Origin of the sequence: Streptomyces sp. ICC4 (assembly GCF_003287915.1) — a bacterium.
Classification (GTDB): Bacteria; Actinomycetota; Actinomycetes; order Streptomycetales; family Streptomycetaceae; genus Streptomyces; species Streptomyces tritrimontium.
This window is the reverse complement of record NZ_CP030286.1, coordinates 5,054,542-5,080,602: the sequence shown is the minus strand read 5'-3', so window position 1 is coordinate 5,080,602 and position 26,061 is coordinate 5,054,542. Positions and strand designations below refer to the sequence as shown.

21 protein-coding genes, 2 tRNA genes and 1 pseudogene are annotated in these 26,061 nt (G+C 67.4%); 13 read left to right on the top strand and 11 right to left on the bottom strand.

All coding sequences use genetic code 11. From position 1 onward, the window contains the following. Positions 1–21 precede the first annotated feature (21 nt). Positions 22–95, top strand: a tRNA-Ala gene (locus DRB89_RS23670). 256 nt (positions 96–351) lie between these two features. Here DRB89_RS23670 and DRB89_RS23665 read toward each other — a convergent pair. Next, positions 352–2,112, bottom strand: coding sequence for a hypothetical protein (locus DRB89_RS23665; RefSeq protein ID WP_112450358.1), 1,761 nt, complete (start codon positions 2,110–2,112; stop codon positions 352–354). Further along, a complete protein-coding gene (locus tag DRB89_RS23660; protein ID WP_112450359.1) occupies positions 2,109–3,020 on the bottom strand; it encodes a hypothetical protein in 912 nt (303 codons plus the stop codon). The genes DRB89_RS23665 and DRB89_RS23660 overlap by 4 nt, the downstream gene beginning before the upstream one ends. A gap of 93 nt (positions 3,021–3,113) precedes the next feature. Here DRB89_RS23660 and DRB89_RS23655 point away from each other — a divergent pair, with 93 nt between their 5' ends. Further along, entirely contained in the window at positions 3,114–3,431 is a 318-nt protein-coding gene (locus DRB89_RS23655) for a helix-turn-helix transcriptional regulator (RefSeq protein WP_112453674.1), read from the top strand. A 226-nt stretch (positions 3,432–3,657) separates the two neighbouring features. On the opposite strand, the gene DRB89_RS23650 is transcribed toward DRB89_RS23655, so the two are convergent. Continuing rightward, complete coding sequence (locus tag DRB89_RS23650; protein WP_112450360.1) at positions 3,658–4,134, bottom strand: hypothetical protein; 477 nt, start codon at positions 4,132–4,134, stop codon at positions 3,658–3,660. A gap of 524 nt (positions 4,135–4,658) precedes the next feature. On the opposite strand from DRB89_RS23650, the gene DRB89_RS23645 reads away from it, so the two are divergent. The 3 genes from DRB89_RS23645 (at position 4,659) to DRB89_RS23635 (ending at position 7,495) form a co-directional block, all read left to right on the top strand. Further along, complete coding sequence (locus DRB89_RS23645) at positions 4,659–5,192, top strand: hypothetical protein (protein ID WP_162688699.1); 534 nt, start codon at positions 4,659–4,661, stop codon at positions 5,190–5,192. A gap of 310 nt (positions 5,193–5,502) precedes the next feature. Then, positions 5,503–6,054: a DnaB-like helicase N-terminal domain-containing protein gene (locus DRB89_RS23640; protein ID WP_162688698.1), complete on the top strand. Its 552-nt coding sequence runs from the start codon at positions 5,503–5,505 to the stop codon at positions 6,052–6,054. Between the two features lie 58 nt (positions 6,055–6,112). After that, a complete protein-coding gene (locus DRB89_RS23635) occupies positions 6,113–7,495 on the top strand; it encodes a DUF317 domain-containing protein (protein ID WP_112452691.1) in 1,383 nt (460 codons plus the stop codon). A 755-nt stretch (positions 7,496–8,250) separates the two neighbouring features. On the opposite strand, the gene DRB89_RS23630 is transcribed toward DRB89_RS23635, so the two are convergent. Further along, positions 8,251–9,144, bottom strand: a complete 894-nt coding sequence (locus DRB89_RS23630) for a DUF5655 domain-containing protein (RefSeq protein ID WP_112454324.1) — start codon at positions 9,142–9,144, stop codon at positions 8,251–8,253. Between the two features lie 176 nt (positions 9,145–9,320). Here DRB89_RS23630 and DRB89_RS43115 point away from each other — a divergent pair. Next, positions 9,321–9,398 (top strand) — tRNA-OTHER (locus DRB89_RS43115). 264 nt (positions 9,399–9,662) lie between these two features. Here DRB89_RS43115 and DRB89_RS44815 read toward each other — a convergent pair. Both DRB89_RS44815 and DRB89_RS23620 read right to left on the bottom strand, forming a co-directional pair. After that, positions 9,663–10,347: pseudogene (locus DRB89_RS44815) on the bottom strand (site-specific integrase); the annotation flags it as partial. Positions 10,348–10,653: 306 nt separating this feature from the next. Next, a complete protein-coding gene (locus tag DRB89_RS23620; protein ID WP_112463406.1) occupies positions 10,654–12,321 on the bottom strand; it encodes an SWIM zinc finger family protein in 1,668 nt (555 codons plus the stop codon). Between the two features lie 282 nt (positions 12,322–12,603). Here DRB89_RS23620 and DRB89_RS23615 point away from each other — a divergent pair, with 282 nt between their 5' ends. Continuing rightward, the gene (locus DRB89_RS23615; RefSeq protein ID WP_112450384.1) at positions 12,604–13,275 is read left to right on the top strand and encodes a hypothetical protein; all 672 of its coding nucleotides are present in this window, start codon (positions 12,604–12,606) and stop codon (positions 13,273–13,275) included. Between the two features lie 355 nt (positions 13,276–13,630). Here DRB89_RS23615 and DRB89_RS46375 read toward each other — a convergent pair whose 3' ends face one another. The 5 genes from DRB89_RS46375 to DRB89_RS23595 all read right to left on the bottom strand — a co-directional run bounded on the left by DRB89_RS46375 (position 13,631) and on the right by DRB89_RS23595 (position 16,282). Further along, a complete protein-coding gene (locus DRB89_RS46375; protein WP_343234576.1) occupies positions 13,631–13,894 on the bottom strand; it encodes a protein kinase in 264 nt (87 codons plus the stop codon). Further along, the gene (locus DRB89_RS46370; RefSeq protein WP_343234575.1) at positions 13,861–14,142 is read right to left on the bottom strand and encodes a hypothetical protein; all 282 of its coding nucleotides are present in this window, start codon (positions 14,140–14,142) and stop codon (positions 13,861–13,863) included. The genes DRB89_RS46375 and DRB89_RS46370 overlap by 34 nt, the downstream gene beginning before the upstream one ends. Positions 14,143–14,327: 185 nt before the next feature. Further along, positions 14,328–14,783, bottom strand: coding sequence for a hypothetical protein (locus tag DRB89_RS23605; protein ID WP_112450383.1), 456 nt, complete (start codon positions 14,781–14,783; stop codon positions 14,328–14,330). Positions 14,784–14,876: 93 nt separating this feature from the next. Continuing rightward, complete coding sequence (locus tag DRB89_RS23600; protein ID WP_162688697.1) at positions 14,877–16,040, bottom strand: hypothetical protein; 1,164 nt, start codon at positions 16,038–16,040, stop codon at positions 14,877–14,879. 50 nt (positions 16,041–16,090) lie between these two features. Next, the gene (locus DRB89_RS23595) at positions 16,091–16,282 is read right to left on the bottom strand and encodes a hypothetical protein (protein WP_112450381.1); all 192 of its coding nucleotides are present in this window, start codon (positions 16,280–16,282) and stop codon (positions 16,091–16,093) included. Between the two features lie 314 nt (positions 16,283–16,596). Between DRB89_RS23595 and DRB89_RS23590 the strand changes: the two genes are divergently transcribed. The 6 genes from DRB89_RS23590 to DRB89_RS23565 all read left to right on the top strand — a co-directional run bounded on the left by DRB89_RS23590 (position 16,597) and on the right by DRB89_RS23565 (position 25,898). Further along, positions 16,597–17,274, top strand: a complete 678-nt coding sequence (locus tag DRB89_RS23590) for a hypothetical protein (RefSeq protein WP_112450380.1) — start codon at positions 16,597–16,599, stop codon at positions 17,272–17,274. Further along, on the top strand, positions 17,271–17,951 hold the full coding sequence (locus DRB89_RS23585; RefSeq protein ID WP_112450379.1) for a restriction endonuclease subunit S: 681 nt from the start codon (positions 17,271–17,273) through the stop codon (positions 17,949–17,951). The genes DRB89_RS23590 and DRB89_RS23585 overlap by 4 nt, the downstream gene beginning before the upstream one ends. 72 nt (positions 17,952–18,023) lie before the next feature. Then, entirely contained in the window at positions 18,024–20,507 is a 2,484-nt protein-coding gene (locus tag DRB89_RS23580) for a class I SAM-dependent DNA methyltransferase (RefSeq protein ID WP_112450378.1), read from the top strand. Further along, positions 20,500–21,750, top strand: a complete 1,251-nt coding sequence (locus DRB89_RS23575) for a restriction endonuclease subunit S (protein WP_112450377.1) — start codon at positions 20,500–20,502, stop codon at positions 21,748–21,750. The genes DRB89_RS23580 and DRB89_RS23575 overlap by 8 nt, the downstream gene beginning before the upstream one ends. Positions 21,751–21,818: 68 nt before the next feature. Then, a complete protein-coding gene (locus tag DRB89_RS23570; protein ID WP_112450376.1) occupies positions 21,819–25,172 on the top strand; it encodes an HsdR family type I site-specific deoxyribonuclease in 3,354 nt (1,117 codons plus the stop codon). Positions 25,173–25,178: 6 nt separating this feature from the next. Next, positions 25,179–25,898, top strand: coding sequence for a SprT family zinc-dependent metalloprotease (locus tag DRB89_RS23565; protein ID WP_112450375.1), 720 nt, complete (start codon positions 25,179–25,181; stop codon positions 25,896–25,898). Positions 25,899–26,061: the final 163 nt, after the last annotated feature.

Here is a 26,061-nt window from a genome sequence, read left to right as displayed (position 1 = left end):
CTAATGTTTCACACGTCGCAAGGGCCTGTGGCGCAGTCTGGTAGCGCACCTCGTTCGCATCGAGGGGGTCTGGGGTTCAAATCCCCACAGGTCCACAAAGGGGCCGTTCGCGGGTTAGCCCACGAACTGTTCGCGAGATCCCGGTTAGACGGTCACCGTCTGACCGGGATCTCGTCGTTTCAGCCTTGATTAGTACGGAGTTCAGTCCATCGGGCTGCTGGGAAGCGCGGTTTCCCCGGTCGGAGTGGATCGGGGGTGGACATGCGGGCATGCCGCGGAGACCGCAGGCGTGGAGGCAGGCTCCTGCGATCTCGCGACATGTCGATCTTCAATTTCGGGGCGCGCACCGCGTCAGGGGCTGCGGCTCACGCCGTGCGGGGCGGGCGTGGATGTCTCACCGGCCGGGGGGTAGGGGATGAGGTCCTCGCCGGCCTCGAGGTCGAGGCCGGTTCGGGCGCTCTTCTTGCTGGCGATGAGGAAGCGTTCCAGCTCGGTGATGTTCTCGACCATGACCGTGATGGCGGCCAGGAGCGATTGGGCGACTCGTCCTCGGGGCTGGCGCTTCTCGCGTGCGTGCAGGGCGGTGTCGACGGACTTCAGGCGGCCGTTGCCGCCCTCGATGTGGGCCCGCAGGCTCTGGTAGGCCAGGGCCCAGGACGGTGTCTGCCAGGGGAGCTCCTGGCGCATGCGGGGCATGACGTGCGCCTGCACGGTGACAGAGGACTGACGGCAGCACTTGGGGCGGTCGTCGAGAGGAATGTCGGGGACGTCGATGCTGGGCCTGGCGGCGGGGTGCGCGCTGCGTGCGCGTGGGGCGTCCAGGTGGATGGTGACTGGTACGGGGCCTTGTCTCTTCGGCGTGCCGAGGCGCTCGCGCTCCTGCGCCCAGGGGCAGTTGAGCTTGGTCGCGGGGCAGGCGAAGCGTTCTGTGCCGCGCTCGTCGAGGGTGTCCTTGCGGGTGAGGGCGTACGGCTCGATCTCCTGGAGTTGCTCTCGCAAGGGGATGCGTTCGCGTTCGTTCTTTGCGCTGCGGATCTGCTGGTAGAGGTCGAGCAGCCGACGCGGGGTGCGGGGGCAGAACAAGCGCCCCACCTTCGCGATGGCGCCCTGGTGGTAACCCTCTGCCCGGGGAGTGACCTGAGTCTTGGCGAAGTCGAGGACCGGCATGTAGCCCAGTGCCCGCATCGGCTGGTGGAAGTCCTTGGGGAAGAGTTTGGTGTAGGCGCGGTCGGCGGCCGTGAAGCCGCGCAGCTCGGTGAGCTGGGCCAGGACTGCGCTCACGTACTGGGCGTGGCGGCCCATGTCCTTCTCAGGGGTGTGCAGGACCATGCCGAGGATCAGCTGTGGGTAGCGGCCGGCCCGGTCGGGGTCCGCGTGCGCGGCGATGGCCAGGGTGGCGCTGTAGCCGAACTCCCGGTCGCCACCGCCCTTGTAGTGCCAGTTCGCGCTTGCCTCAAGGGCGGAGCGCTTGCGGGTGTGGGGGCGCGCCCAGGTGGGCACGCAGGTCGTGTCGATGGCGGTGTCCCCGCGCCAGTGACGCATCAGTCCTTTGGTGAAGGCGGTGCGGACCGGAGAGGTGACGAGGCGGTTGGCGAGTTCCTCCAGGCGCCGCAGCGCCGGCTCGCCCGTCGCACCGTTCCAGAGCGCGGCGACCTTGCGGCCATCGGCCCGGGGAAGCCGGCTGCGGCGCTGGTGCGGCGCTGGGTCCAGCAGCCGGACCATGCGGCTCCAGGCCCGGTGGAAGCGGTTGTACAGGGCGTTGACCGCGTCCTGGTCCTCGATGTCGCAGGTGGGGATGGACAGCTCGGCCCGCAGTCGCTTGCTGGTGCCGAAGCTGATGATCTCGAAGGCGTCGTCCAGGTTGGTGCTGGCCTTCTCGTAGCTGGCGCAGACGAGCCCGAGCAGGACAAGGCGGATGGGGTACCCGGGTGGGCCGGGCAGCGGGGCGAACAGCTCCTCGACGGCGTCCGGTACGCCGCTGAGGTGCAACATTCGGTGCAGCTTCTTGACCTTGCTGTCGGGCAGCTCGGACGGTTCCTGTGAACGCGGGTAGGGCCGCCGGGGGCGGCCGTTGCCGGGCTGGTAGCGAGGGTCGTCGGCGGGGGTCCTCACGCCCAGCCCCGCAGCATGCGTGCGGTGGACTCGGTGGTCAGCGGCGGGACCCACGCCCGGTAGGGGGCCAGCGCCGCCGTCGAGGCCATGCCCGCCGCATCGGCGATCACATCCTCAGGGACGCGCTGGCGCAGCAGCTCCACGATCCAGGTGCTGCGCAGCCGGGCGAGTCTCAGTTCCGGGAGCCCGGAGCTGTTCTTCAGAGTGCGCTTCGTCCAGTTGGAGATGCCGTTCTTCGGCTCGGCGACCTGGCGCTGCGGCAGGAACAAGTAGCCGTCCCCGGCGACGCGCGCCCGCGCGGCGAGGTCCTCCTCCCACATCGCCCGGCAGACGACGAGCCGGTCGCTGCCCGGCACCGCCACGACCACCGCCTCGGACGGCAGCACCGTGATGTCGCTGCCGCGGACAGCCAGTACCTCGCGGCGCGTCAGCCCGCAGCCGGCCCCGAGCGCCAGCAGCGCGAGAGCACTGCCCCCGTGGGCGGCCGCAGGGGAAAGCGTGCGTGCCCACATCAGGAAGCGGGCCAGTTCCGGCGGCGTGTACGGGGCGGCGCGCTCCCGGCTGGCGCTCATTCGAGGCGTGGGCTGCTGCCCGTACTCCAGCCACAGCAAGGCCTCGCGGACACGCAGCAGGATGGACCGGTAGGTCTGCACCGAGCTGCCCTTGAGCCCCTTGCGGGCGAGCAGGAACCGCGTCATCACCTCGGGCGCCAGCCAGGCCAGCGGGTCACGCGCGACCCCGGCACGCTCCGCGTACACGGCCAGTCCGGACAGCACCAGCATGAGCTTCGGCGCCGGATAGGGCACCGAATCGCAGGTGGCGGCGGCCACCATACGCACGCCGTCGGCGACCAGGGGCCATTCCGACGGCTCCTCCGAAGGCCCGTAGCCGAGGATCGCGCCGCTCACATCCGTCTCCAAAGGGACACACCACGAGAAATGGCTACACAAGCAGCCATCTGTTTCGTGACTGTGCACCTCGACCGTCAGGAGCGCATCCGCATGACCGGAGGACGAGGCCGCAGCGTGCCGCCGCGGGAACTGGCCGACGACCCGGAGGGCTGGCCCGAGGCGACGATCCCCGACCACCCCCAGGCTCGGGTGGTGCAAGCTATCGCCGCCGCCCTGACCAGGCATATGGCTCGGGAAGGGCTCGGTCTGCGACGCCTCGCGGCGCTCAGCGGAGTCAACCGACAGGCCATCGCCAACCTCCTCGCCGGCGACAGCTGGCCGGACGTTGCGACGCTGAGCCGACTGGAGGACGCCCTCGGTGTCGGGTTGTACCCGGGAACCCCCGGGCCGGGATCGGGCCACTGCTGAACCTCCGATGGCCCGCGCAATAGGCGCGGGCAGGACGAATTCGGCTCAGCACGCCACGGGCAGCCCACGCCTGGGCTACCCTCGTCAACGCATGCTGAAGCCGTTACTGGGTCGGACGTGTGCAGGTGCCGCCGGGACTGATCCCTCGGCGGCACCACCTCTACCTCGCCCGGGCCGGCTGATCCTCCGACGTCGAGCGGTGTTCACCGCGAAATCCGCCGCCCCGTTAGGCCGCCCCCTCAGGGCCCGTGAACTCGCCGGACGCGAGCGCCTTCAGGAAGCCGGATCCCGCGAGTTTGCGGCATGCCCGGCGGGTGGCCTCCACCTGCGAACGGGTCGGGTCCTTACGGCCCAGGGCGATGGTCACCTCGCGCGCTCGCATGGGGCGGTCCGCGCTGGCCACCAAAGTCACGATCCTCCGGCTGACGGGCCCCTTGGGCTTCCCCGGCGGCATGGGTGGCGCGACTCTCTCCTCGCGCTGAGGGCCTGTGGACGGCTCCTGAGCACCCTCGGAGGTGAACTCGGTCGGAGGCTCCCCGGCGCCCGACTCGGCCCCGAGGAGATCCGTGAGCATGCGGCGCGTGATGGCCAGAGCGGCCGCACGTTCCTCCAGGGCGACGAGTCGCTCCCGGATTGCGTCCAGCTTCTCCCGCGCGACGCGCTGCTCCCACTCCAACCGCTGGAGGAGCTTGTCGGGCGCCACTGAACCTCCATCAAGTCAACGATTGTCAGGGGTAATTGGCCGCGCCAGAGCTGCGTTTCAGTGATGCGGTGCACGCTGCGCCCTCACTGTAGAGGGATCCCGGGAAGGCTGGGGGTGAATCCCGAACATCATCGGGCAGAGAGTGGGTCCCGCATGGCGGGCCGGAGACGCGACAGTCGCAGGGTCGTCAGGAGTCCGGAGGTGGGGCCATCAATGACTGTCGGCGACTTGAAGGCGGGGAGGCGGTGGTCGCCGTGGTTGCGCACGGCTTTCCTGGAGTTCTGTGCATGCCGATCCTGCGTGACCACGGGTGCATCACCTTCGTGCGCGGATCCATCGCGCTGCGGTGGAACTCGACCCCGTCTCGTGATGAAGCCAGACTCGACGCAGCCGCATACGTGAACGCGTCGTAGCTGGGCAGGAGTTACCCATCTCCGGCGTTGCCGAAAGCTCCTGCGATCTTCCCGTACATCTCTTACGGTGGCTCAAGGGGCTTCGGTGTCGCGAACCAGAGCCCGAAGGGCATGGATGAGCGTCAAGGGCGGGCGATGACGACACTGTTTGAACGGCTGGATGAGGAAGAACTCAACGTTCGAAAGGAGTTGGGTGAACTCCGCACCGAGATCGCCGCTGCCGAGGAGCACCTCATCCGCTTGACGATCACCAGGGACACTCTGTTGTCCCTGGTGAATGACACCTCCCAGAGCGGGGATCCGGCTGTGCCGGATGAATCGGGCCGTCCGGATACGGAGGGGGACCAGTCTGACCCAGCCGCCTCGACTGCAACTGCGGAGCCGGCACCTCCATCTGGACCGCTCGGCCTGGAAGAGGCAAGGGAACGGATACTGACGCTCCTCGCGGGTTCCGGGCGGGCACTGAAGGTGAACGACATCACTGCGGCGATTGGTGAGGATCCAACTCGGGTGGAGACGACCCGTTCGCGACTCAAGCGGCTGGTGAAGGAGGTCCGGGTGGCCGAGGGCCCGACGGCCTGGTTCACCATCGCACTCCCTGCCGAGGCCGCCGAAGGCGGGACTCCCTCCCCAGGGGTTGCCTAGTTCTCGCCTTTGTACGGGTGCGAGCGACCATCACGGCTCACGGATCTGCACCCTCCACCGCTGCCCCCTTGGGCCGCTCGTACTTCGGCGGCTGGTCCGTCGCAGCGTCAGAGGGTCAGCTTTCGGCCGTCGCGGAGATCGGCCGTGACCTCCCGTAGAGATCACCGAGACCTACATTCCCCGACGCGGATAGGCCGACGATCCGGTCCCGCCGGCCGACGGGCGAGGCCCCGACGTCGACGGGCGTAGATCCGTGAAGAGACACCCACCCACGCCGCGCACCCCTCCCCCAGCACTACCTAGCCTCCAGGTGGGGCCCGAGGTCGCCAGCGAGGAGCAGCTGCTGCTGTCGACAGCCACCGCGTACCCGGAGGCCCTGGCGTCGATGCGGTGGCTGCGCCCGGAGGACTTCACCACCCAGCTGTACGGCGGCCTGTACCGGTGCTTGACCTCGCTGGCCAGCCGGGGCGAGCCGGTCGACAAGGTGACCGTGCTCTGGGAGGCGCAGCAAAGCGGTCTACTCACGCCCGCGTTCGGCCCGCAAGAGGCCCTGGAGCTGCTGGACAGCCCGGCGGGACCGCCGGAGCACTGGGGCGAGCAGATCCTGCGGCGTGCCCTCTTGCACCACGCGCACCTCGCAGGCCTGCACGTCCAGGCCTTCGCTCAGGACCTGACGAACTCGCCACACCAGGTGATCACCGGCAGCCGCCGGACGCTCGCCCACCTCGCCGGGGTCCGGGCCCGCTGGCAACACGCCACCCGCCAGCCGACCGCCCCACGCCCACCTGTCCCGGCTTCCCGGGCCGGTCCCGCCCAGCAGAGGACCCGCGCCCCAGCCGCCTCCCCGCGGCCTTCCCGATAAGCCCACCCCACCCGGGTCCGGCCAGCCACCCGCCGGCCGGACCCGAGAATCGAGCCGCATGCCCCGCCGCACAGACGACGTCGATCTCCGCCTGGCCCTCCACCCCGACCACAGCAGCGCCGTAGTCGCCACCATCACCGCCCCCGAGCGCTACCTCGCCCGCGCCGTGCTCGCCGAGTACGGCTTCCGGCCGACCGGCGACACGACGATGGCGCTGGCCCGAATCGACCACGATGAACCCCACCATGCCGACAAGGCCGCCTCAGCCCTCCGGGAGGGCGGTGCGATCGTGGAGGTCAGCGCCGCGCTCCAAGAGGAGATCGAAACCGAATGGACCTACGGCAACGCCCCGACGCACTGGCAGTGGCTCAGCCCCGAGGAGATCCGCGAGCACACCGGGGAGGCCCAGCGGATTCACGACGACATACTCGCCGGCCGCCTCATCATCCATCTTCATGCTCATGACGGCTGGACCACCGTCGCGGTCGGCACCTACGTCGGGGGCAAGAGCGTGCACCTCCACGGTGAGGACCATCTCCGCACAGAGGAGACGGACTACTCCTCCGAAGCCGAGGCCGTAGCCGACTTCCACCGCCGCCACACCGTCGCGGTCCGCCCCGGACCGGCCCCACTCACCGACATCGAGCGTGACACCTTGGCCGTCCTGGGCGCGGCTCCGTCCTCCCCCACCCCGCCGGCTGCGCCATCGAGCCCCGCGGCCGAGGAGACGTCCCAACTGGTGCCCGTGTACGCCAACGGTCCCGGCGACCACGAAGCCCTCCTGACGGACTTCTTCGCCACCAACGGAGAATGGGAGAAATGGCGGCCACACGACGAGACCACCATCGCCAGCCACGAGTCCCTCACCCTGCGCGTCGAGTTCCTCCACGAGGCCACGCACGGCGACAGCGCCTGGACGATCGCCGCCTACGAGTCACCCGTCGGCGAACGCCTCTGGCACGCCACCGCCACCCCGGCCACCCCCGTCGAGATCATGCGCGCCCTCCTCAACAGCCTCAGCACCGAAGACTCCTGGGGTCAGGGACCCGGCGCCCCGGTAAAGGAGGAAGACCTCGCCCATGCCTCCCGCCCCCTGGAAGACACGGGCTGGCCCTTGAAGGTCGGATCCCGGCTAATCGAGTGGACGGCACCCACGGCCGAACGGGCAGGCCTGCGCTTCGACACCCTCGTCAAGCAAGGAGACGTCCTGCCGGCCTGGACGATCTGGGGCGGCAACACGGCCGACAACCCCTCATGGGCCATCCACCTCTCCACGCACGCCCCTGCGGCCCTCATCCAGGACGTCGCCTTCGAACTGGCTCACGGCTACAGCCACCAGCCAGCCCCACTCCACGCCGCCAGCCCCACCGGCCATCTCGCCCAGAAGCCGGTTGCAGCCTCACCCCCGGCCGCCACGCATCGGCGTGCGCCCAGACGCTGAACCGGCGAACACCCCGCGGAGAGTGCGGTCTGGATGGCCAACACGCAGAGGCGCGCCTTCACACCCGATGCGGCGGGTCATAGAGCTACTGTCTGAGTGAGACCCCGTCGAATCCCCCCCTCGACGGGGTCTCACCGCATACCCGGGACAACTGCAGTAGGGCGCCGCCTCTTGGACTCGCCCGAGGAACCGGCTCGCAAACAGCACTGCATCGGCAGCGGCGTGGCGCGGCACAAGCCGTGCCAGTACGACGCCCCCACGCGTGCTGCGCTTTACAGCCCCACCGTCGAGTTCAGCGAGCCGACGGTTCACTCCACGGGATCCGCAAGACGACACTCTGGTAGGACGCCTCCACCGTGAGGAACAACGACGGCTCGGCGAGCAACGGACTGTTCTCAGGGGCCGTCCACCATGAGCGCCGCCTGGATGCGGCATCTGGCTCCGGTGTCGTCTCAGGCTCGGTCACAACTCCAGTGTGGCAAAAACCCGTCCACGGCAGGATACGAACAGTAGCTCCCGGGCAAAGCCCGCCTTGGGACCTGACCCACCAGGTGACGGGCGCACCGGCCCTCGCTGTCCAGGCGCGGCGGAACATAGCAGCAGATCCCCGGTCAGCCAAACCGGGGAATCGCCGGATCATTGAAAATCCACCGCCACCCACACCTGATCCGTCGAGAGGCAACGTCACGAACCCAGTCGCTCAGCCCCAACCGGAGCCGTCCGGCACCTGCAGTCCATCTCTGGGCACAGGCCCATCACGCCAGCGCGTAGCTCTGCCGGAAGTAGTCGGCCGCGCGCTCCAGGTCCCGCTCGGACTGGAGCGTCAGCTCCAGGTCACCAGTGCCGTGATGGCCAAGCCCCGTCACGTCACGCGCGAAGCCGGGCACGAGGTCGACCGTCGCCGGGTCGGCCTTCAGGTAGACCAGCAGCTTGGCCTTCTTCGGCGGGACCAGGCAGGCGTAGTTCTGCATTCGCCGGTAGGCCGTGTAGGTCTGGTTCGAGACCTTGGTGAGGTCCTCGCCGAGCCCGAGCAGTGCCTCGTCGACCGCTGCGGCCAGCTCCGCCATGGCCCCGGCCTCCGTCGCGGTCCGCTGCGCCTTCGCCGTGCCCCGGGTTCGGCTGCCAGCCTTCGGCGCCACGGCGCGGCCGGCGAAGGAGGCCACCGTCTCAAGGCCGACGTGCTCGCTGCCGAAGTACCGGTAGCGGACCAGGTCGATGGCGTGCCGGTGTTCGCGGACGGCGTGGATGTCGTAGCGGGTGAAGTCGCCGGCCACGCAGATCAGCCTCGGTGCGCTCCAGAGCACCTGGGCCGCGGCGTGGGCCCCGAGCCGGTCACGGACCAGGTGCCGGAACGTATCCCGGTGGTCAAGCAGCCAGGCCATGTAGAAGAGACCCTGGTTTATGACTCCTGCGTCGGTTCCGCGCTTGTACTCGACGATCACCGGTGCGCCGTTCTCGTCGATGCCGAGCGAGTCGATGCGGCCGGCGTGAACCGGTCCGGTTCTGTACTCGCTCGCCAGGAACCGGACGCCGAGCATCGTCTGCATGTGCGCCTCGACAAGGTCCTGCACATCGGCCTCGACCTCGGCCAGACGCGGCGTGACCTCAGTCACGCCGCTTTTCGTGTTGAACAGTTTCAGGCCCGACACCTCCCCCGTACCGATCTTGCTGTTGCCGGGGTGGAACGTCGGGACCAGGTGAGAATATTTCCAGAGTGCGGACACGGGCCACGCGGGACGGTACCATCGAAGCGAAACAGTCATTTGGGTCATTTCTGCTTCGTGGGACATGCATGGGACCGCAGGCTTGACGGATGGTCAGATAAGCCTCTGACCTGCGAAAACGTCTGGGCAGCCAACGGCCTCCGGAGCCGTGTGCGCAGGTTCGAATCCTGCCGGGGGCACTTCGCAAGAAGTGCTGAAGAAGCCTCTGACCTGCAGAAATGCAAGTCAGAGGCTTTCTTGTTCATGCCAAAAGACACACGGCCTGTGTGACCGTTGCACTTTCTATCACCTTGACCCTCACACGTCTCTGACCTGCACTTTTGCCTCGACACGTGTACGAGATCGGGCGTGCCCGACCGCGTGAAACCGGCTCGCACGGGATATGCGTGGGACGCAAGGTCTACGCGGACCGCTTGATTCTCCATGAGAATCATGACGGCCCCTCAGTTGTACTCGTCCAGAAGCGCGTCGATGCGTTTGTTCGCGAGGGCCTGGTGCCCATAAAGGCACTTCGCATACCGGGTCATGAGGACCTCCACGCTGTTCCCAGCCCGTTCGGCGACTTCGGTGGAATCGACGCCGGCGTTCAGCCAGGTGGACAGGGCCGAGTGCCACAGGTCGTAGGGGCGGGCGAGGGGGATGCCACCAGGCCCGGCGAAAGCACGAGTTCGCGGGCCTCGTACCAAGCACGGTCGTAGGTGGTGGATCCCACGATGCCGCCCTTCTCGTTGAAGAACAGCCGACCGTGGTCCGCGGTGCCGAAGGTATCGACGCTCTCCCGCCACAGGCTGACGAGTTCGTGCGGGAGTGGCACCGTGCGCGTGCCACCTGGCGGGCGACTCTTCAGACCGCGCAGGTCGTGATTCCGTCCGCTGTCGGTCCACTTCTTGCCGACGGAGGGGCGGGTGGCATGAAGGACCACGCTGCCCCACCCCTCCGTCGGCACTTCGCAGTCCGGCAACGTAACCGCCACGGCTTCGGCCGGCCGCAACCCCCGTAGTACATCCCGGCGAAGAGGCCGACCAGCCTCCGCCCCCGCGCCCGCCCGTAACCACCGACGTAGGAGACCGCACAGAGCAGGTTCCGGGCCTGCACGGGATTGACGACCACCCGGGGATCGACCTGCTGGACGGTCCCGGTGATGCGCCTGCGCCGCTGCGTCCCGGCAGTCGCGATCGATCAGCGGCGGCTTCCTTGGCGGCCTGGACCAACGAGGACCCAGTCTCGACAGCCAGCATCCTGACGTCCATCCCGTCCCCCGCCGCGCGTCCCCGGCGGGACTGCGCGGCAACCACCGCCCTCGGCCCGGCGCCCCTTCCTGGAGCACCTCGTACCCCGCCTGCCGACGGGCGACGGTCCTCCGTCGGGCTCGAGCGCAGCCTGATCTGTGAGGTGCACACCGGGCGCCCGGGTGTCCGGCCACGCCATCCTGGCTCACAAGCCATGCTCCTCCATCAGGCGCATCAGGTTCCGCTTCCGCTTCTGGGCGGCGCGCAGGTCGGTGACGTACGTGGTGAAGTCGTCCGGCGTACCGAGCCGGTGGTGACAGTCGCGGACGCTCAGGAGCAGGCTGACGAGCTGTTCGTAGGCATGGTTGCCAGTCTCGTGGGTGAGGCGGGCGGCCAGACGGAGGTAGACGGCGAGGGCGTCGGCCGGGCGGGTGGGGCGGGCGAGGTCGGTGAGGGTGAGCCACTGGCCGTCGTGGGCGCCGGACGACGTGGCCGCCTGCCAGGCGGCGTCGATGTCCTTGTCGTCGAGCAGGGCGTCGACGAGGACGGGGCCGCGTTGGGCGCCCTTCCCGCCCGCGTCTACGCGCAGGAGATCGAGGGCCTGCTCCCGCTCGGGCGGCCAGCATCCGGCGGCCCTGGCCGCGGCGCGCAGCTGCTGGTAGGTGAGCAGGCTGCGGCAGGCGACGAAGTGGTCGCGGCGCAGGGTGACGGCGTCGGCAAGCCGGCTGGCCTTCGTATAGCGGTCGGCGAGGTCGTCGACGAGGGTGGTGTCGACCGTGGCGAGGTCCTCGGTGCCTCGGATCCCGCGCTCGGCCCATTCCAAGGCTTCGGCGGGACGGCCGGCGGTGTCCAGTTCGCGGGCGATGAGAAAGTGGGTGTGGCCGTTGGGCGCGAGGTCGGCGACGTACACCGCGATCACCGTGTCGACGTCCCGGCCCGACCTCGCCAGCCGTTGCATCAGATGTTTCTCGGCCCAGCCGGTGCGGTTCGCCTTCCACGCCTCGACCGCAAACTGACGCAGGGTGATCATCCCCCTCTCTCCGAGAAGGTCCTCGTAATCCAGCGGGTCGATGTCCGTCAGGTCGGCCGCATCGTCGAGTGCGTGGGTCACCAGCCAGTGCGCGAGGTCCTCCGGGTCGGGGTGCGCCGCGCGGCAGGCATCGTGGTGGGTGTCGGCGAGGCTGGTGCCGATCTGCCCGAGCCATCCGTCGGAGTCGTCGACGTTCTCGACCACCCCGGCCAGCAGACCGATCGCCTCCCGGGCCAGGGTCATCGCGTCGACGGACCGGCCCGAGGCGGTCAGCGAGCGGACTGCTGAAGCCGCCTGCCGCGCCTGGTCGGCGTAGGCGCGGGCATCGCCGTACTCGACGTAGCCGTACTGGGCGAATGGACCGATGTCCAGCAGGTCACGGACCCGTGACCGGACCCCGGCCAGGTCGCCCCGCGCGCTCGCCGCCCGCAGCTCCAGGCGGCGCCGAAGCTGTCGGTCCTCGGCGATCTCCTCCCCTACGACGCTGAGCAGTTCGTCCCGCGACAGGCCGGACAGCCAGGTATCGAGGCTCCGCGACCGGGCGCGGGCCGACTCCCGCAGACGCGGGAGGTCCGCGTTCTGGGCGATCACGGTCAGTCCGAGGGCGACCAAGTGTTTGCAGAAGTTGCCTTCCTGGCCGTAGGGGCAGTCACACGTGCCCGTCGGTCTTCTGCGCCCACCCAGCGCGAGCTCCACCTCGTAACGCTGCGTACCCCGGACCGACGCCCTGATCCAGCCGTCACCGAACTCGATCCCGGACACCTCGTCGACGTAACCAAGTCCACGCTCGAACGAGCGCTCCCCGGCCAGCTCCCTCAACTTCGCTTCCGTAAGACCGCCCACGACTCTCCGCGCTCCGATCCGGCTCGGACTCCCCTCAATGGCCCTCACACTAAAGGCTGCCAGGTCGAACAACCCCGGGGACCGGCACGGTGCCACCTCCACGAGTCATTGGTGTCCTCAACACCTCAAGTGCCCTGCGAGTCCCGCCGCCTCCATCCCTTCCCAACGGTCGTACGCGGGTGGCAGAGGACCAAACGACCGATTCCATGCGGCGCCTCACCCCCCGCCTGTAAGGTCGTCGACCACCCCCCGCCCCCCCGGACCTTCCCCGAAAGGTGCCGCATGACCAAGCCCGCCACCGTGAACCTGACGAAGGCCGCGCCCACGGTCTCCTTGAGCAAGCACGGCGTGACGTCGGGGCTGATCAGAGTCAACCTCAACTGGACCTCACCGCAGGCCGCCGCGCAGCGGGAGGCCGGCGAGGCCCGCGGTCTGTTCAGCCGGATCCGGGCGTCGCTGCGGTCGGCCGCGGCCAAGACGGTGGATCTCGACCTCGGCTGCATGATCTGCTGCACCGACGGCTCCAAGACCGTGGTGCAGGCGTTGGGCAACGCGTTCGGCGCGGCGGACTGCTTCCCTTACGTCGCCCTTGACACGGACGACAGGACCGGCGCCCTGGAGGGGGGAGAGAACCTCGTCATCAACCTGGACCACCAGGACGAGTTCCAGAAGCTCCTGCTCTTCGTCTACATCCACGAAGGGGCCGGCGACTTCCGCGGCCTCGACGCGGTGGTGACCCTGACCTCCGACCGCGGCGACCGCTTCCGGGTGGTTCTGGACGAGTGCCCGCCACAGGCGCACGCCTGCGCCATCGCCCTCATCAAGCGGCAGAAGGGCGAACTCGTCATCGGACGCGAGGTGCGCTGGTTCACCCCGCAGGACGGCCCCGGCGTCCAGGACGTGATCTCCCGCGCGTACCGGCTTGGCATGAAGTGGACCCCCGGCCGAAAGTAACACCACGCGGCCATGGCACACCCTCGGACGCATTCGGCGCTCGACCGGCGTACGGTCCGACGGCCGGCCGGGGGCTGCCGTGTTCCCGGCGTTCGGACACACCCGGTTACCCCTACACATCCGATCCCACAGATCGCCTTGTGTGTGGGACATGCTGGCCAGCTGGCTCGGCGATCTCAAAGGCTGTGCGTCAGCCGACAAGATCGGCGAGCTGCTGGCGAGAAGGGGTACCCGGAGGAAGCCGTCGGTACGATCGACAACTGGAAGCGCCAGTTGTGGCGATTCATCACGATGGACATCGGCGACTACGTCGTCATGCCGCGAAAGCAATTGCCGGTCGTGGCCATTGGCAGCGTCACCGGGCCGTACGAGTATGCGCCCGAGTGAGCAGGACGGCACCGAGCGCATAGACGTCCGCAGCCCGGTCGAGCTGGTGTTCCCCACGCGCCTGCTCCGGCGGCATGCAGAGGATGGACCCCACCACATAGCCGGTCGCGGTCAGGAACGAGCGCCGCTCGGCAAGTACGGCCAGGCCGAAGTCGATGACCTTGGGACCGTAGGAAGCGAGCAGGATGTTCTGCGGCTTCAGGTCGCGGTGCAGCGGGCCCGCCTCGTGCACGTGGCCAGTCCTTCGGCGAGCAAAGCTCCGAGGCTGGCGGTCTCGGCCGCGGGTAGCGGGCCGTGCTCGGTGACGAAGGACCGCAGATCGGGCCCGGGTACGTACTCGACGGCGAGCCAGGGCGCATCGGCGTGTGCGTCCGCTGCCACGAAGGCGGCAACGAACGGCCCGTACACCGTCTTGAGGCTGTCCACTTCGAGGAGCAACCGGGTACGGGTGTCCTCGTCGAGGACCGAAGGCTTGATCACTTTCACTGCGATCTACTGCCCGGCCGCCGACTCTCCGAGGAACACCTGGCCCATGCCACCCGAACCGATCCTGCATACCAGGGTGTAACCGCCGAAGTATGCCGATGGCGCCACTGAGTCCGAAGAGAATCGGGGAAACGAACTCACCGGGTGCACCGGCCCAGGTGAACAGGCCGCGAGCACGATCAGACGGCCGCCGCCGCCTGCCAGACGGTCTGGCGCCGCGTCGCGCGGCTCGGCACGGTTCGCCGGTCCTCGGGCAGGTCTTCCCAGGCCAGCTCCGGAACGATCAACCGGTCGTGGCACACATCCGCCAGCACACCGGAGACCAGGGACAGCACCCGGCTGCGAGCCTCACGCGCCGCGGCACTCCCGTCGGCTCCGCGGTCCGGTGCGCCGGCTGAGGGATCGGCCGCGGCGGCGTGCGCCACCACCGCCAGCCGGTAATGCTCAAGGGACTCCAGCACATGCGCCGTGTACACGCGGACCTGGGCCTGCGGACTGATGAGCGCGACCGGGGTCTCGTCGGGGTCCGGCCAGTGGCTGAGTACTGCGGGGACCACGGCCCAGGCGGCCAGGAGCGACAGCAGTTTGCCCGCGGGCGGAGCGGCGGCCCAGGCGTCGTAGCGGTCGCTCGGCAACAGCCGGGCGGAGGGCTTGGGGGGCCTTGAGGTTCCGGCGGCCGCGGGAAGCGGGGGCCGGTTCGTCGTCCCGGGGCGCGGCCAGTCCGGCGGTCACCGCGAGGTCCAGCCACAGCCGGGTGCCTGCCTCATCGGCCCCGGCCGCCTTGGCCAGCCGCCGGGTGTCCCGTACGGCGATCCCGCCCGCCTTGCGGATCGCGACCGGCTGGCGGCCAGCGCCCGCAGTACCAGTTCGGCCCGCCAGGCGGCCGCCGCGGCGGCCGTGCCACCCTCGCCCTCCCAGCCGGACGGCAGCGGCGCGGTGGCGGTGAACGGCTCCGGTTCCAGCCGGGGGCTGGGCGCCGCGCCCTCATCGCGGAGCGCACGGGCGACCTCGTACGGAAGTTCCACCAGGTCGAGGCCGGAGGGGATCAGCAGTCCGCGCCCGGCCAGCCAGTCGGTGCCCTGGTCTCCGCTGCCGCCCTCCCGGAAGACGTACTTGGCGTCCGGGCTCGCGTACTGTGCCCCATACCGGCCGACGAAGCAGTGGGTTCGCAGCAGCGGCGGGCCGGGTACCAGGTGGTCCAGCAGCTCCAGCGCCCGGACCGGAGCGCCCGCCACCAGTGCCCGCACCCGGGCGGGATCGGCGAGCAGAGCGGTGATCAGCTCCTGGGCCTGGTCGCGGGTACGGGCCGCCCCCTCGCCGAAGAGGTTTGCGGCGATCCGCTTGACCTCGGGGGCGTTGTAGGCGTAGGTCAGCAGCCGGTTGGCGGTGCGCCCGTAACCGTCGAACCCAGTGGCCCGGACATGCAACAGCGGCGGCAGCGCCAGTTTCCCCTTGGGCGCGGGGAGCAACAGCGCGCGCTCCCGCAGTCGGGCGAGCGTGTGCTCCGCCCGCCGCCGCTTCTCCCCCGGCTCGAACCAGGCCAGTACGTCCCGCTCGGGCACCAGTCGGTCCGCGGGCTCCACCGCGGCAACGGGCTTCCGCTGTTGCCAGGGATACCGGGGCCCGTCCTCGGCCTCGCCACCGGCTACGGGGCCGTGCCGCTCCAGGGCGAGGGCGGCGATGGAAGCGAGCAATTCCAGTTCTCCGGCGGTGCCCGCCATCAGGCCCTGGCCCACCGACTCGTCGGTGAGCAGGTGTTCGGCGAGCTCGCGCAGGGTGGTGATCCGTCGGTACTCGGCGGCGAGCGGCAGATCCCGCTCCTCCAGCAACGCGGTCAGCCGCTGAGGAGCCAGGGTTCCCAGCCATTTCACAAGGGCGGTACGCGCATTCACCCGGCCAGGCTAGCGCCGTCCGGTCACCCCGTAGGGGTGAACCGGACCCGTCACCTCGCCGCCGCGCAGACGGGCTTCGACTGACCAGCAGCGTGTTCAGCAGCGGAGACAGCGTGCCTGAGGGCCAACTCCCCCAGCAGCGGCAGTTCGCCCGCCACCAGCAGCGGCAGCAGGGCAAGCGGGTTGGACACAGCCTCGCGCAGAAAGCAGCCGAGCTCGTCGAGGCTCAGACGCGCCGTCAAGCCCGCGGTCTTGTTCGACGTCGTCGGGTGGTTCGGGGTGAGTCGCTCCCGAGAGTCGCCTCCCCCTCTGGAGCGAAGCCCTGCGAGGTGTTGTGTATTCACATACGCCTGATGCAGGTCATGGCCAATGGTTGTGCTACCGTACTCATGCACGCAAACGTTCGAGCCGTGACGCAGGGTTTCCCATAGGCCGGGTGTTCCGGGCATGACTATGCCCCGGGGCGCTTGCGAGCAGAGGCACACACCGGGGCTTACGCAGTCCAACGTAATCCCCGGTCCTTGGATACGCAACACGGACCCTCGGGGGGACTTCCATGCAGTGCGCCACGACCGACGAGATGAACCTGATCCGCATGATCGACGCCACCAGGTACGCCGATCCCGACACCCTCTGCTCCGCTGCCTGCCGGCAGGCGCTGGCGTGGTCCGACTGGGAGACGAACATCTCCAAGGCCACGTACGAGGTACTCCGGAACGTGGAGAACGTCCTGCGGTGTGCCATCTCGGCCAGGCTCGTTCTGCACTACGGGCAGGAGGACTGGTGGGAAGCCCCGAACCTTCACCTCACTTACGAGACCAACAAGAAGATCAGGGAAGCCAAGGGCAAGCTGCACCGTGCGCGTGTCCCGCTGTCGCCCACCGCCATCCAGCGAGAGGTGCCGCTCGGCTTCTGGGTCTCGCTCATGGGTCGTGGCGCTGACTACGAGACCCAGCTGTGGCGCCCCATGCGCGCCGCCTTCCCGCACTTCAAAGGGCGTCGCGTGGAACTCCATGAGCGTGTGGATCACCTGCGCATCCTGCGGAACAAGATGGCGCATCAGGAGCGCATCGGCGGACGGGACCTCGTCGCCGACCGCAGCTCCGCGCTCACCGTCATCGGGTACGTGTCCGAGACGGTCGCACTGCGGGTTTCCGCTGCGGACATCGCGATCCCGTACCTGCTGGCCGCTCGTCCCGGCGTCTGCCCGCAGCGTCGAGGTGCGGGCGCATGAGGTGGGAATTCGCGCCGCTGGGTGAATGCTGCGATGTCACCGCGAGCCCCTCCAGCGACCTTTTCGTCGATCTCGCGACCGACGCTTCCGGCACTCCGGTGGTGACCCCGGCGGATGTCACACGCACCGGGCGGATCGAGGTGTCAACGCTTCGCCGGCTCCCGGATGCTCCAGCCAGCCTGAACCGCTACGGATTGCGTCCTGGGGACCTGATGCTGGTCCGCCTGGGGGCAGTCGGGCGGGTTGCCCTGATCGAAGAGTCCGCCCGTGATCAAGGCTGGGTCTACCACTCCTCGTGCATGCGGATCCGCCCAGATACCGAGCGCGTGGACCCGCTCTACCTTTCGTCCTATCTGGCCCACCCCCCCGTGGCGGATCAGCTCCTCTCCTATGCCCAGGTGGGCACGGTGTCCAGCCTCACGGCGTCCGCCGTGAAAGGGCTGGGGGTGGCTCTGCCCGACCTGCGCACCCAGCGTCTACTGGCTGGGGCGCTCGGCGAGATGGCCCAGCAGGCCGACATCCAGCACCGCATGCTCGCGCGCCTCGACGCGGTCCGGCAGGGGCTGTTCACACAACTCCTGGGCGAGGACTTCCCGGATACGGGAGCATCCCGACCCGAGGGGCACCTGCCCGAGCGGCGGGCGCCAAGGACACGCAGGACGAACCGAATGTCGTAGCCCGGTCCCAGTCTGGGCCGTTATGCCACAGGATGCGTTTCCTGTGGGACGCATGAACAAGGAGAGACCCGAGTGGCACAGCTCACGCTGCCCCAGCTGGAGCGGCATCTGTATGCGGCGGCGGACATCCTCCGCGGCAAGATGGATGCCGCGCAGTACCAGGACTACATCTTCGGAATGCTGTTCCTGAAGCGGGCTTCGGACCAGTTCGACGTGGCACGTGCCGCACTGGTCAAGAAGCTCGTCGCCGAGGGCAAGAGCCCTCAGCAAGCAGAGATGATCTCCGAGGCCCGGGGAGCCTACAAAGCTCACGAGTTCTACGTTCCGCAGGAATCCCGCTGGTCCAGCATCGTCCGGGAGTCCCGGACCGAGCCAGGCAAGGCGCTGGACATCGCACTTGCCGAACTGGAGAACCACAACCACCAGGCGCTCGACGGTGTGCTCTCCTACATCAGCTTCACCGAGAGCCGTGGTGGCAACACCAAGCTGACCAAGCCGGTCATCCAGCAGCTCATCGACCACTTCAGCGAGTACCGGCTCAGCAACGACGACTTCGAGTTCCCCGATCTTCTGGGCCACGCGTACGAGTACCTGATCGGCGAATTCGCCGACGAGGGCGGCAAGAAGGGTGGCCAGTTCTACACCCCGCGCTCGGTCATCCGCATGATGAACCAGCTGGTCAAACCGCAGCCGGGCATGTCCGTCTACGACCCGTGCTGCGGATCGGCCGGCATGCTGATCCTGTCCAAGGAATACGTGCAGGACCACGGGGGCGACGGGTCCCATCTGGCGGTGTACGGCCAAGAGGACAACGGCAGCGCCTGGGCCATGGCCCGCATGAACCTCCTCATGCACGGTGTCGCCGACGGCATCATCCACCACGGCGACACCCTCGCCGAACCCAAGCACATCCAGAACGGTCAGCTCCAGCGCTTCGACCGCATCCTCACCAATCCGCCGTTCGCACAGAACTACCGCCGCGAGGGCATGAAGTTCGCTGAGCGGATGGCGTACGGCTGGACACCGGAATCGGGCAAAAAGGCCGACCTCATGTTCATCCAGCACGTGCTGGCCGTGCTGGAGGCAGACGGCATCGCGGCGTCCGTCATGCCACACGGAGTGCTCTTCCGTGGCGGGGAAGAGCAGAAGATCCGCAAGCAGATGATCGAAGAGGGCCGCCTGGAAGCCGTCATCGGGATCGGCCCCAACGTCTTCTACGGCACGGGCATCCCAGCGTGCATCCTCGTCCTGCGCGGCCGCGACGGTGTCCCCGCAGACCGGCGCGACGGCGTCCTCTTCATCAACGCCGACAGAGAGATCACCACCGGCCGCACCCAGAACCTGCTGGAAGCCCAACACGCCGAGAAGATCGTCTCCGCATACGAGAACCGGGCCGAGATCCCCGGCTTCGCACGGGTCGTGAAGTTCGAAGAGCTCGCGAGGAACGACTACAACCTCAACATCCGCCGCTACGTGGACAACACCCCCGCCCCGGAGCCGCAGGACGTGCGGGCGCATCTGTACGGGGGCGTGCCCAGGACCGAGATCGCGGCACGCAAGGCGCAGTTCGAGGCCTTCGGCATCGACCCGGAAGGCGCGCTCTTCCGGGTGAGGGACGGCGACCCCGACTATGTGGACTTCCTGCAGGAGGGGTACGAGGCGACGGCCGCCCGCATCCCCGGGCTGGCAGAGGAGTTGGAGGTGCTCCTCGGGCGGGCCTTCCATACCTGGTGGGACGAGCACGCCGAGCGGTTGGCGAAGCTCCCCGTCCACCAGCAGATGGCGCAGGCCCGCAAAGAGCTGCTCACCACCTTCACCGAGGCGCTGGAGCCCGTGGGGGTACTGGACAAGCACCAGCTGGCCGGCACGGTCGCCGCATGGTGGTTCGACACGAAGAACGACCTCCTCGTGCTGATGGCCAAGGACTTCAACGGCCTCATCGACGGCTGGGTCCGCAGTATCGCCTCAGCCTTCGAAGAGCCATCGGCCAAGGCCGATGCCAAGACAAAGGCCCGCCACCGGGCCGCGATGCGCAAGGCCCGTGAACACCGCCTGGTCCCCGAACTGATCCCGGCTTACGTGGAGCAGCTGGAGACGGTGGAGGCGCTCGTCGCCAAACTGGACGCGGAGGTGAAGGCAGGATCGCCGCCGAAGAAGACCTCCAAGGCAAGCGACGCTGATGGCGAAGAAGACGGGGACGAAGAAGAACTCGACCTGTCTGAGGTCCTGCCGCCCAAGGAACTGGCCGCTCTAAAAAAGAAGCAGCGCGCGGCGAAGCTGGAACTGACCGCACTGAAGGCCTCGTTCGTAAACGAACTGAAATCCGCAGCGAATAAGCTGACCGGCACCCAGGCCCAGGAAGTCGTTCTCGGTTTCCTGAACGCCGACCTATACGCGCGCATGATCCGCTTCGTCACCTCTGACCGCCGCGCCCTGATCGACGCTTTCCGGAACTGGGGCGAGAAGTACGCAGTCACCCTTGCCCATCTGGAGCAGGAACGCGAAGCCTCAGCCAAGCGTCTGCGTGAGTACCTGAAGGAGTTGGGATATGCCTAGCCAAGCATTCACCAAATGGGAAGTGCATAGAGTTCGCGATCTCCTCCTGCATCACGCATCGGGCCCTAGCCCAATCTGCGAAGAACGCGAGATTCAAGAATCTACCGAATGGGGCCTGCTTAAGACAACCGCGATCACCTGGGCCGGCTGGAACGAAAGTGCACACAAGGCGCTCCCTGAGGAGTACTGGGGAATCCACTCAAAGGAAGTCCACCCGGGCGATATTTGCGTAACGAAAGCGGGCCCTCGACACCGCGTAGGCGTCGCCGCCTATGTCACACACACGCGGCCACGCCTCATCGTTTCAGGCAAAATGATCCTCCTGCGGCCGGACTCAAATAAAGTCGTACCCAAATATCTTTCACTAGCCCTGACATCCCGGCCGGTTCAAGAATATCTAGAAACCCGCAAAACAGGGATGGCGGAGTCGCAAGTAAACTTCTCAGACAGAGATCTACTCGACTATGAAATCACGCTGCCGCCCCTAGGGGAACAGCGGAAGATCTCCGAAATCCTTGACGAAATCAGCCACAGCAAGGGCCACCACAAGAGAGTATTGCGCAAGCTGTTTTCGATCCGAAAGGATCTCATTCGGCACGCCATGTCCAATAATGGGGAATATAGGCAATCAACCCTCGGCGAGCTCACCACCCTCATTGTCGATGGCGTACACCACACCCCAAACTACCGTGAATCTGGCGTCCCTTTTGTCACTGTAGAGAATTTGACGCGCGGCACCGGAATTTCCATGGATCCGGTTCGCTACATCTCCGAAGAAGATCATGCAATTTTCTCCCGACGGGCAGATCCTTCCGCCGGAGATATTCTCGTTTCCAAAGACGGCACACTGGGCGTGGCGCGCGTCGTCCCTGAGCAGGTGCCGAAATTTAGCATCTTCGTCTCAGTGGCACTGATCAGAACGGCCCCCCTCCTGCTGGATCCCCAATATGGTTGCATGTTCTTCGATTCGCCACAGTTCTTCACTCAGCTCCGAAAGCTCTCATCGGGAACTGGCCTTAATCATATCCACCTCCGAGACTTTCGAGAGTTTCAGCTAAGTGCACCAGATCTCCCCACTCAAAGAGCATGGTCAGTAAAGCTGGGTGCACTCAACGACGCAATCAGGAAAGAGCAAGAGGCACTGGACAAGATCGAAAAGATCGGCCGAAGTCTGGTACATGACCTCACCTCTGAAGGCGCATCACCCCAGTTGTCGACGGAAAGCACCTCCGGGGCGCGGTAACAGATAGCACAATAGTGTTCGCACCCAGCCCCCTGCGTGCCATTCACTCGAAGGAGATCGCACCGCTCATGTCCGGCCCCGAGTACAAGTACGTGGAAGCGCCGTTGATCGCGCAGCTGATTCATCGGAGTATGGGGTGGCGGCATGCGGTGGGAAAGCAAGGCGCGGAGCTGCAGGAGGCCGGAGCCGAGCGGTACATCCGGGAGGGTGCGGATGGTGCGCTGCTCACCGGGATTCTCCGCAGCCGGCTGGATCGGCTCAATCGAATGCCGGACGGGGCAACGTGGGTGGACGACGTGCGAGCGGCGGCAGCGATTGCGGCACTCGTCAGGGGCGGCGCTCGCGGCGGTGGTTTGGTGGCCGCGAATGAGGCGGCGACCGAAGCGCTGATCGAGGGGGTGGCCGTCCCCGGAGTGGATGGGTGGGACGGCGGGCGAGCCCAGAAGGTGCGGTTCGTGGACTGGGAGGTGCCGGAGAACAACGACTTCCTAGTCGTCTCCCAGTTTCCGATGACGATCCCCGGTGCGCGGGACGACCACGGCAAGCCCCGCAAGCTGATCGCCGACCTGGTGCTGTTCGTGAACGGCATCCCGCTGGTCGTCATCGAGTGCAAGAAGCTCAAGGCCGGGCACGGCGACGCCCACCGGGCCGTCCAGCAGCTGCGCCGGTACGCCAACCAAAAACAGGAGGCGGGTGTCCCTGAGGGCAGCGAGCAGCTCTTCCGTACCGTTCAGTTGACGGTCGCGACCACTGGCGACACGGCCTTGCTCGGCACGTTCACCGCCCGCCCCAAAGACTATGTGGTCTGGCGGGACGCATACCCGTTGGAGACGAGGCAGGTCGCCGAGACCATGTTCCACAAGGACGACGCCTTCGCCGGCGCCCAGAAGGTGCTCGTTGCCGGGGTGCTGCACCCGCACCGGCTGCTCGACATCGTGCGGAACTTCGTCGTCTTCAAGGACGTCGAGGTCGCCGAGGGCCGTACCGCCCGTGTGAAGATCGCCCCGCGGTATCAGCAGTACCGCGCCGTCTGCAAGGCGATCGAGCGGCTGCAGAAGGGCGAGACCAAGCAGGTCCACGGCAAGGAGGACAAGCGCGGGGGGATCATCTGGCACACACAGGGTTCCGGCAAGTCGCTGACGATGGTGTTCCTGGTGCGCAAACTGCGCTCGACCCCTGGTCTTGGGCACTTCAAGGTTGTCGTGGTCACCGACCGCAAGCAGCTCCAGGACCAGCTGTCCGAGACCGCCGCTCTCGCGGGTGAGAAGCCGGATGTCATCACCCGCGCCTCACAGGTGCCGAAGGTGCTCGGGCTGGAGAACGCCGGCCTCGTCTTCGTCATGATCCAGAAGCAGCAGGACGGCGAGAAGGCCCGGCAGAACGCCGCCGACTCCCTTGCCCACCAGGGCACCCCCGGCTGGGGCCCGGTCAATGACCGTGACGGCATCCTCATCATGATTGACGAGGCACACCGCTCTCACGGCTCCGCACTCCACCAGAACCTCATGGAGTCCCTGCCCAACGCGGCCCGGATCGGCTTCACCGGCACTCCGATCATCATGAACCGCCGCAAACTCACCACCACGACCTTCGGTGAGTTCATCGACACCTACCGGCTCAAGGATGCCGAGGACGACGGTGCGATCGTTCCCATCTACTACGAAGGCCACATCGCCAAGGGCGCGGTCACCGAGGGCGAGGCCCTGGACGAGGCGTTTCAGGAGGAGTTCGAGGAGCTCACCGACGAGCAGTACGACGAACTCCAAAAGCGCTACGCCAAGTCCTCCGCCGTCCTCGGTGCCGACGACATGATCCGGCGCAAGGCCCGGCACATGTTGCGGCACTACGTCGAAGGGGCCATGAAGGAGGGCTTCAAAGCCCAGGTCGTCGCCCACTCCCGAGGGATTGCCGTCCGGTACCGAGAGGCGCTCGTCGAGGCGCGAGACGAGCTGGTAGCCGAGGTGGAGAAGGCCGCCCGGCCACCGGCCCGCATCCTCACCAAGGCCCAGGAGACTCCTTCGCAGGACCGTACGCCCAAACAGCGTCTGCTCGTCTCCGCCCACCGGAACCTGGCCCTGCTCAAGGTCATCGACTTCGTTCCCGTGATCTCTCCTGACAGCGAGGACGACAAGGACTGGGCCCAGTGGTCGAACGGCAGCGCCCAGGAGAAGGCGATCGAGGCCTTCCGCAGCCCCTTCCCCGTTCCGGAAGCCCTCACCCCGGAGTCCCGGCCGACCGCAGTACTGATCGTCCGCACCATGCTGCTCACCGGTTTCGACGCCCCCATCGAGCAGGTCATGTATCTGGACCGACGGATGCGCGAGGCCGAACTCCTCCAAGCCGTCGCCCGCGTGAACCGTACCTACGGGGAGAAGAAGCAGGCCGGCTACGTCGTCGACTACGCGGGCGTCTCCAAGGCCCTCAACGAAGCGATGCAGGCCTACGCCACCGACGAGGCCGAGGGCAAGCCCATCGACTTCGAGCACGAAGAGAACAAGCTTGAGCACCAGTGCGACGCGCTGCGCCACCACCTCGGCCTCACTCGCGCCCTCGTCGACCCCGCCGACACCCTCGCCGTACACAAGCTCGTGGACACGCTGGAGGACGAGGAACGGCGCATCGAATATCGCAGGCTGTTGCGGGAGTTCCTGAGCACGCTAGACCTCCTCCTGCCCCGCGAGGCCACCCGCCCCTACCAGCTACCGGCCAAGCTCTTCGGGTTCATCGCCCAGGTGGCCAAGCAGCGTTTCAGTGAAGAAGAGGACGGCTTCGACCCCGCCGCGTACGGCGAGCGTGTCGCTGAGCTGATCGACGAGCACGTCAAGGCCCTCGGCGTGGAGCGCGCGATAGAGCCCACCCGGCTCACCTCCGATGATTTCCGGACCAAGGTCGAGCAGATGCCCAGCTCTCGGGCCAAGGCCTCGATGATGGCTCACGCCGTACGCAACCACATCGAACTCCACTTCAACGAGAACCCCGTCGCCTACGACAAACTCCGTGTACGCCTTGAGGAGGTCCTCAAGAAGTACGCGGAGGACTGGGCGCAGCAGCTCACCGCATTCGAATCGCTCTCTCAAGAGGCGCATGATGTAGCCGCGGGGCGTGATTCGGGACTACCGGCCGACGTACGCAGCCTCAGCAAATTGGAGCAGGCTGTCTACCAACAACTGACCACGGTGATCACAGACGGAGTCATCGCCGACAACGAACGCGTCGACCTGATCGGCCTGGCGCGCGAAGTGCGCGACATCGCCGTCCGGCACACCGCCCGCAAGGACCTCTTCTACAACACGGCCGCGCTGCACGACCTGCAAAGCGACATCTGGATGCTCCTCGCTCTCAACGACCGTACGCAGCCCTCCGTCGACAGCCTCGCGCCCGCGGTGCGAGAGATCATTCAGCACAACAAGAAGGATCTGTAAGCCTTCATGCCCGACACCCTGGCCGAACCGCTCCTCGTAGGAGGGTTGGTCATCGAGGTCCACGCCGTTCCCGGGCGCAAAAGCGTCCGGGTCACGGTGGAACGCGATGCACGGATCCTCGCCGCTGTGCCTCCCGGCTCGGACCGCGCTGCCCTCGAAGGGCTCATCCGCACCCGGCTGCCCTGGCTCTACGCCAAGGTGCGCGACCGCGAAGTAGACGCGCAGCGGCGCCCGCACCGGCGTTTCACCGACGGTGAAGGCTTCTACTACCTGGGACGCAGCTACCGGCTGAAGACCGTCGCCGAGGCGTCCAGCCCGGTTTCCCTGACCAACGGCCGGCTCAGGATCCGCCAGGAGCTCAAGGGCGCAGCCGGAGAAGCCCTGGTCGCCTGGTACGTGGACCGGGGAAGGCATTGGCTTCCCCGACGAATCGAGCCATGGGCAACGTGTCTAGAAGCCCCGTCGTCAGAGCTACTGGTACGCCCTCTCGGCTACCGCTGGGGGTCCTGTTCCGCCCGGGGCACCCTCAACATCCACTGGGCGGTCATGCAGCTTCCCACCCCTCTCGTGGACTACGTACTGGTCCACGAGTTGGCACACGTGCACGAACCGAACCACTCGCCGGACTTCTGGCGGATGGTCGACCGGGCCCTCCCCGACTACGAATCCCGCCGGGCGAGGCTGGAGGAGTGGGGAGCCGGGATCTGGCTCCCGGGGGGGAACTGACCACACCTCGTGACATTGACCAGCCCGACCGGTGGGGGCACCGCGATTCCCCGGACCCTTCGCCGGGCTGGCCGGGTGGATCGTCCAGGGTGCGCAGGAAGTTGCGCGCGCGTGTTCCGGTGGTCCGTACGAAGGGTGTGGGGGCTGTCTCCTATACACATAT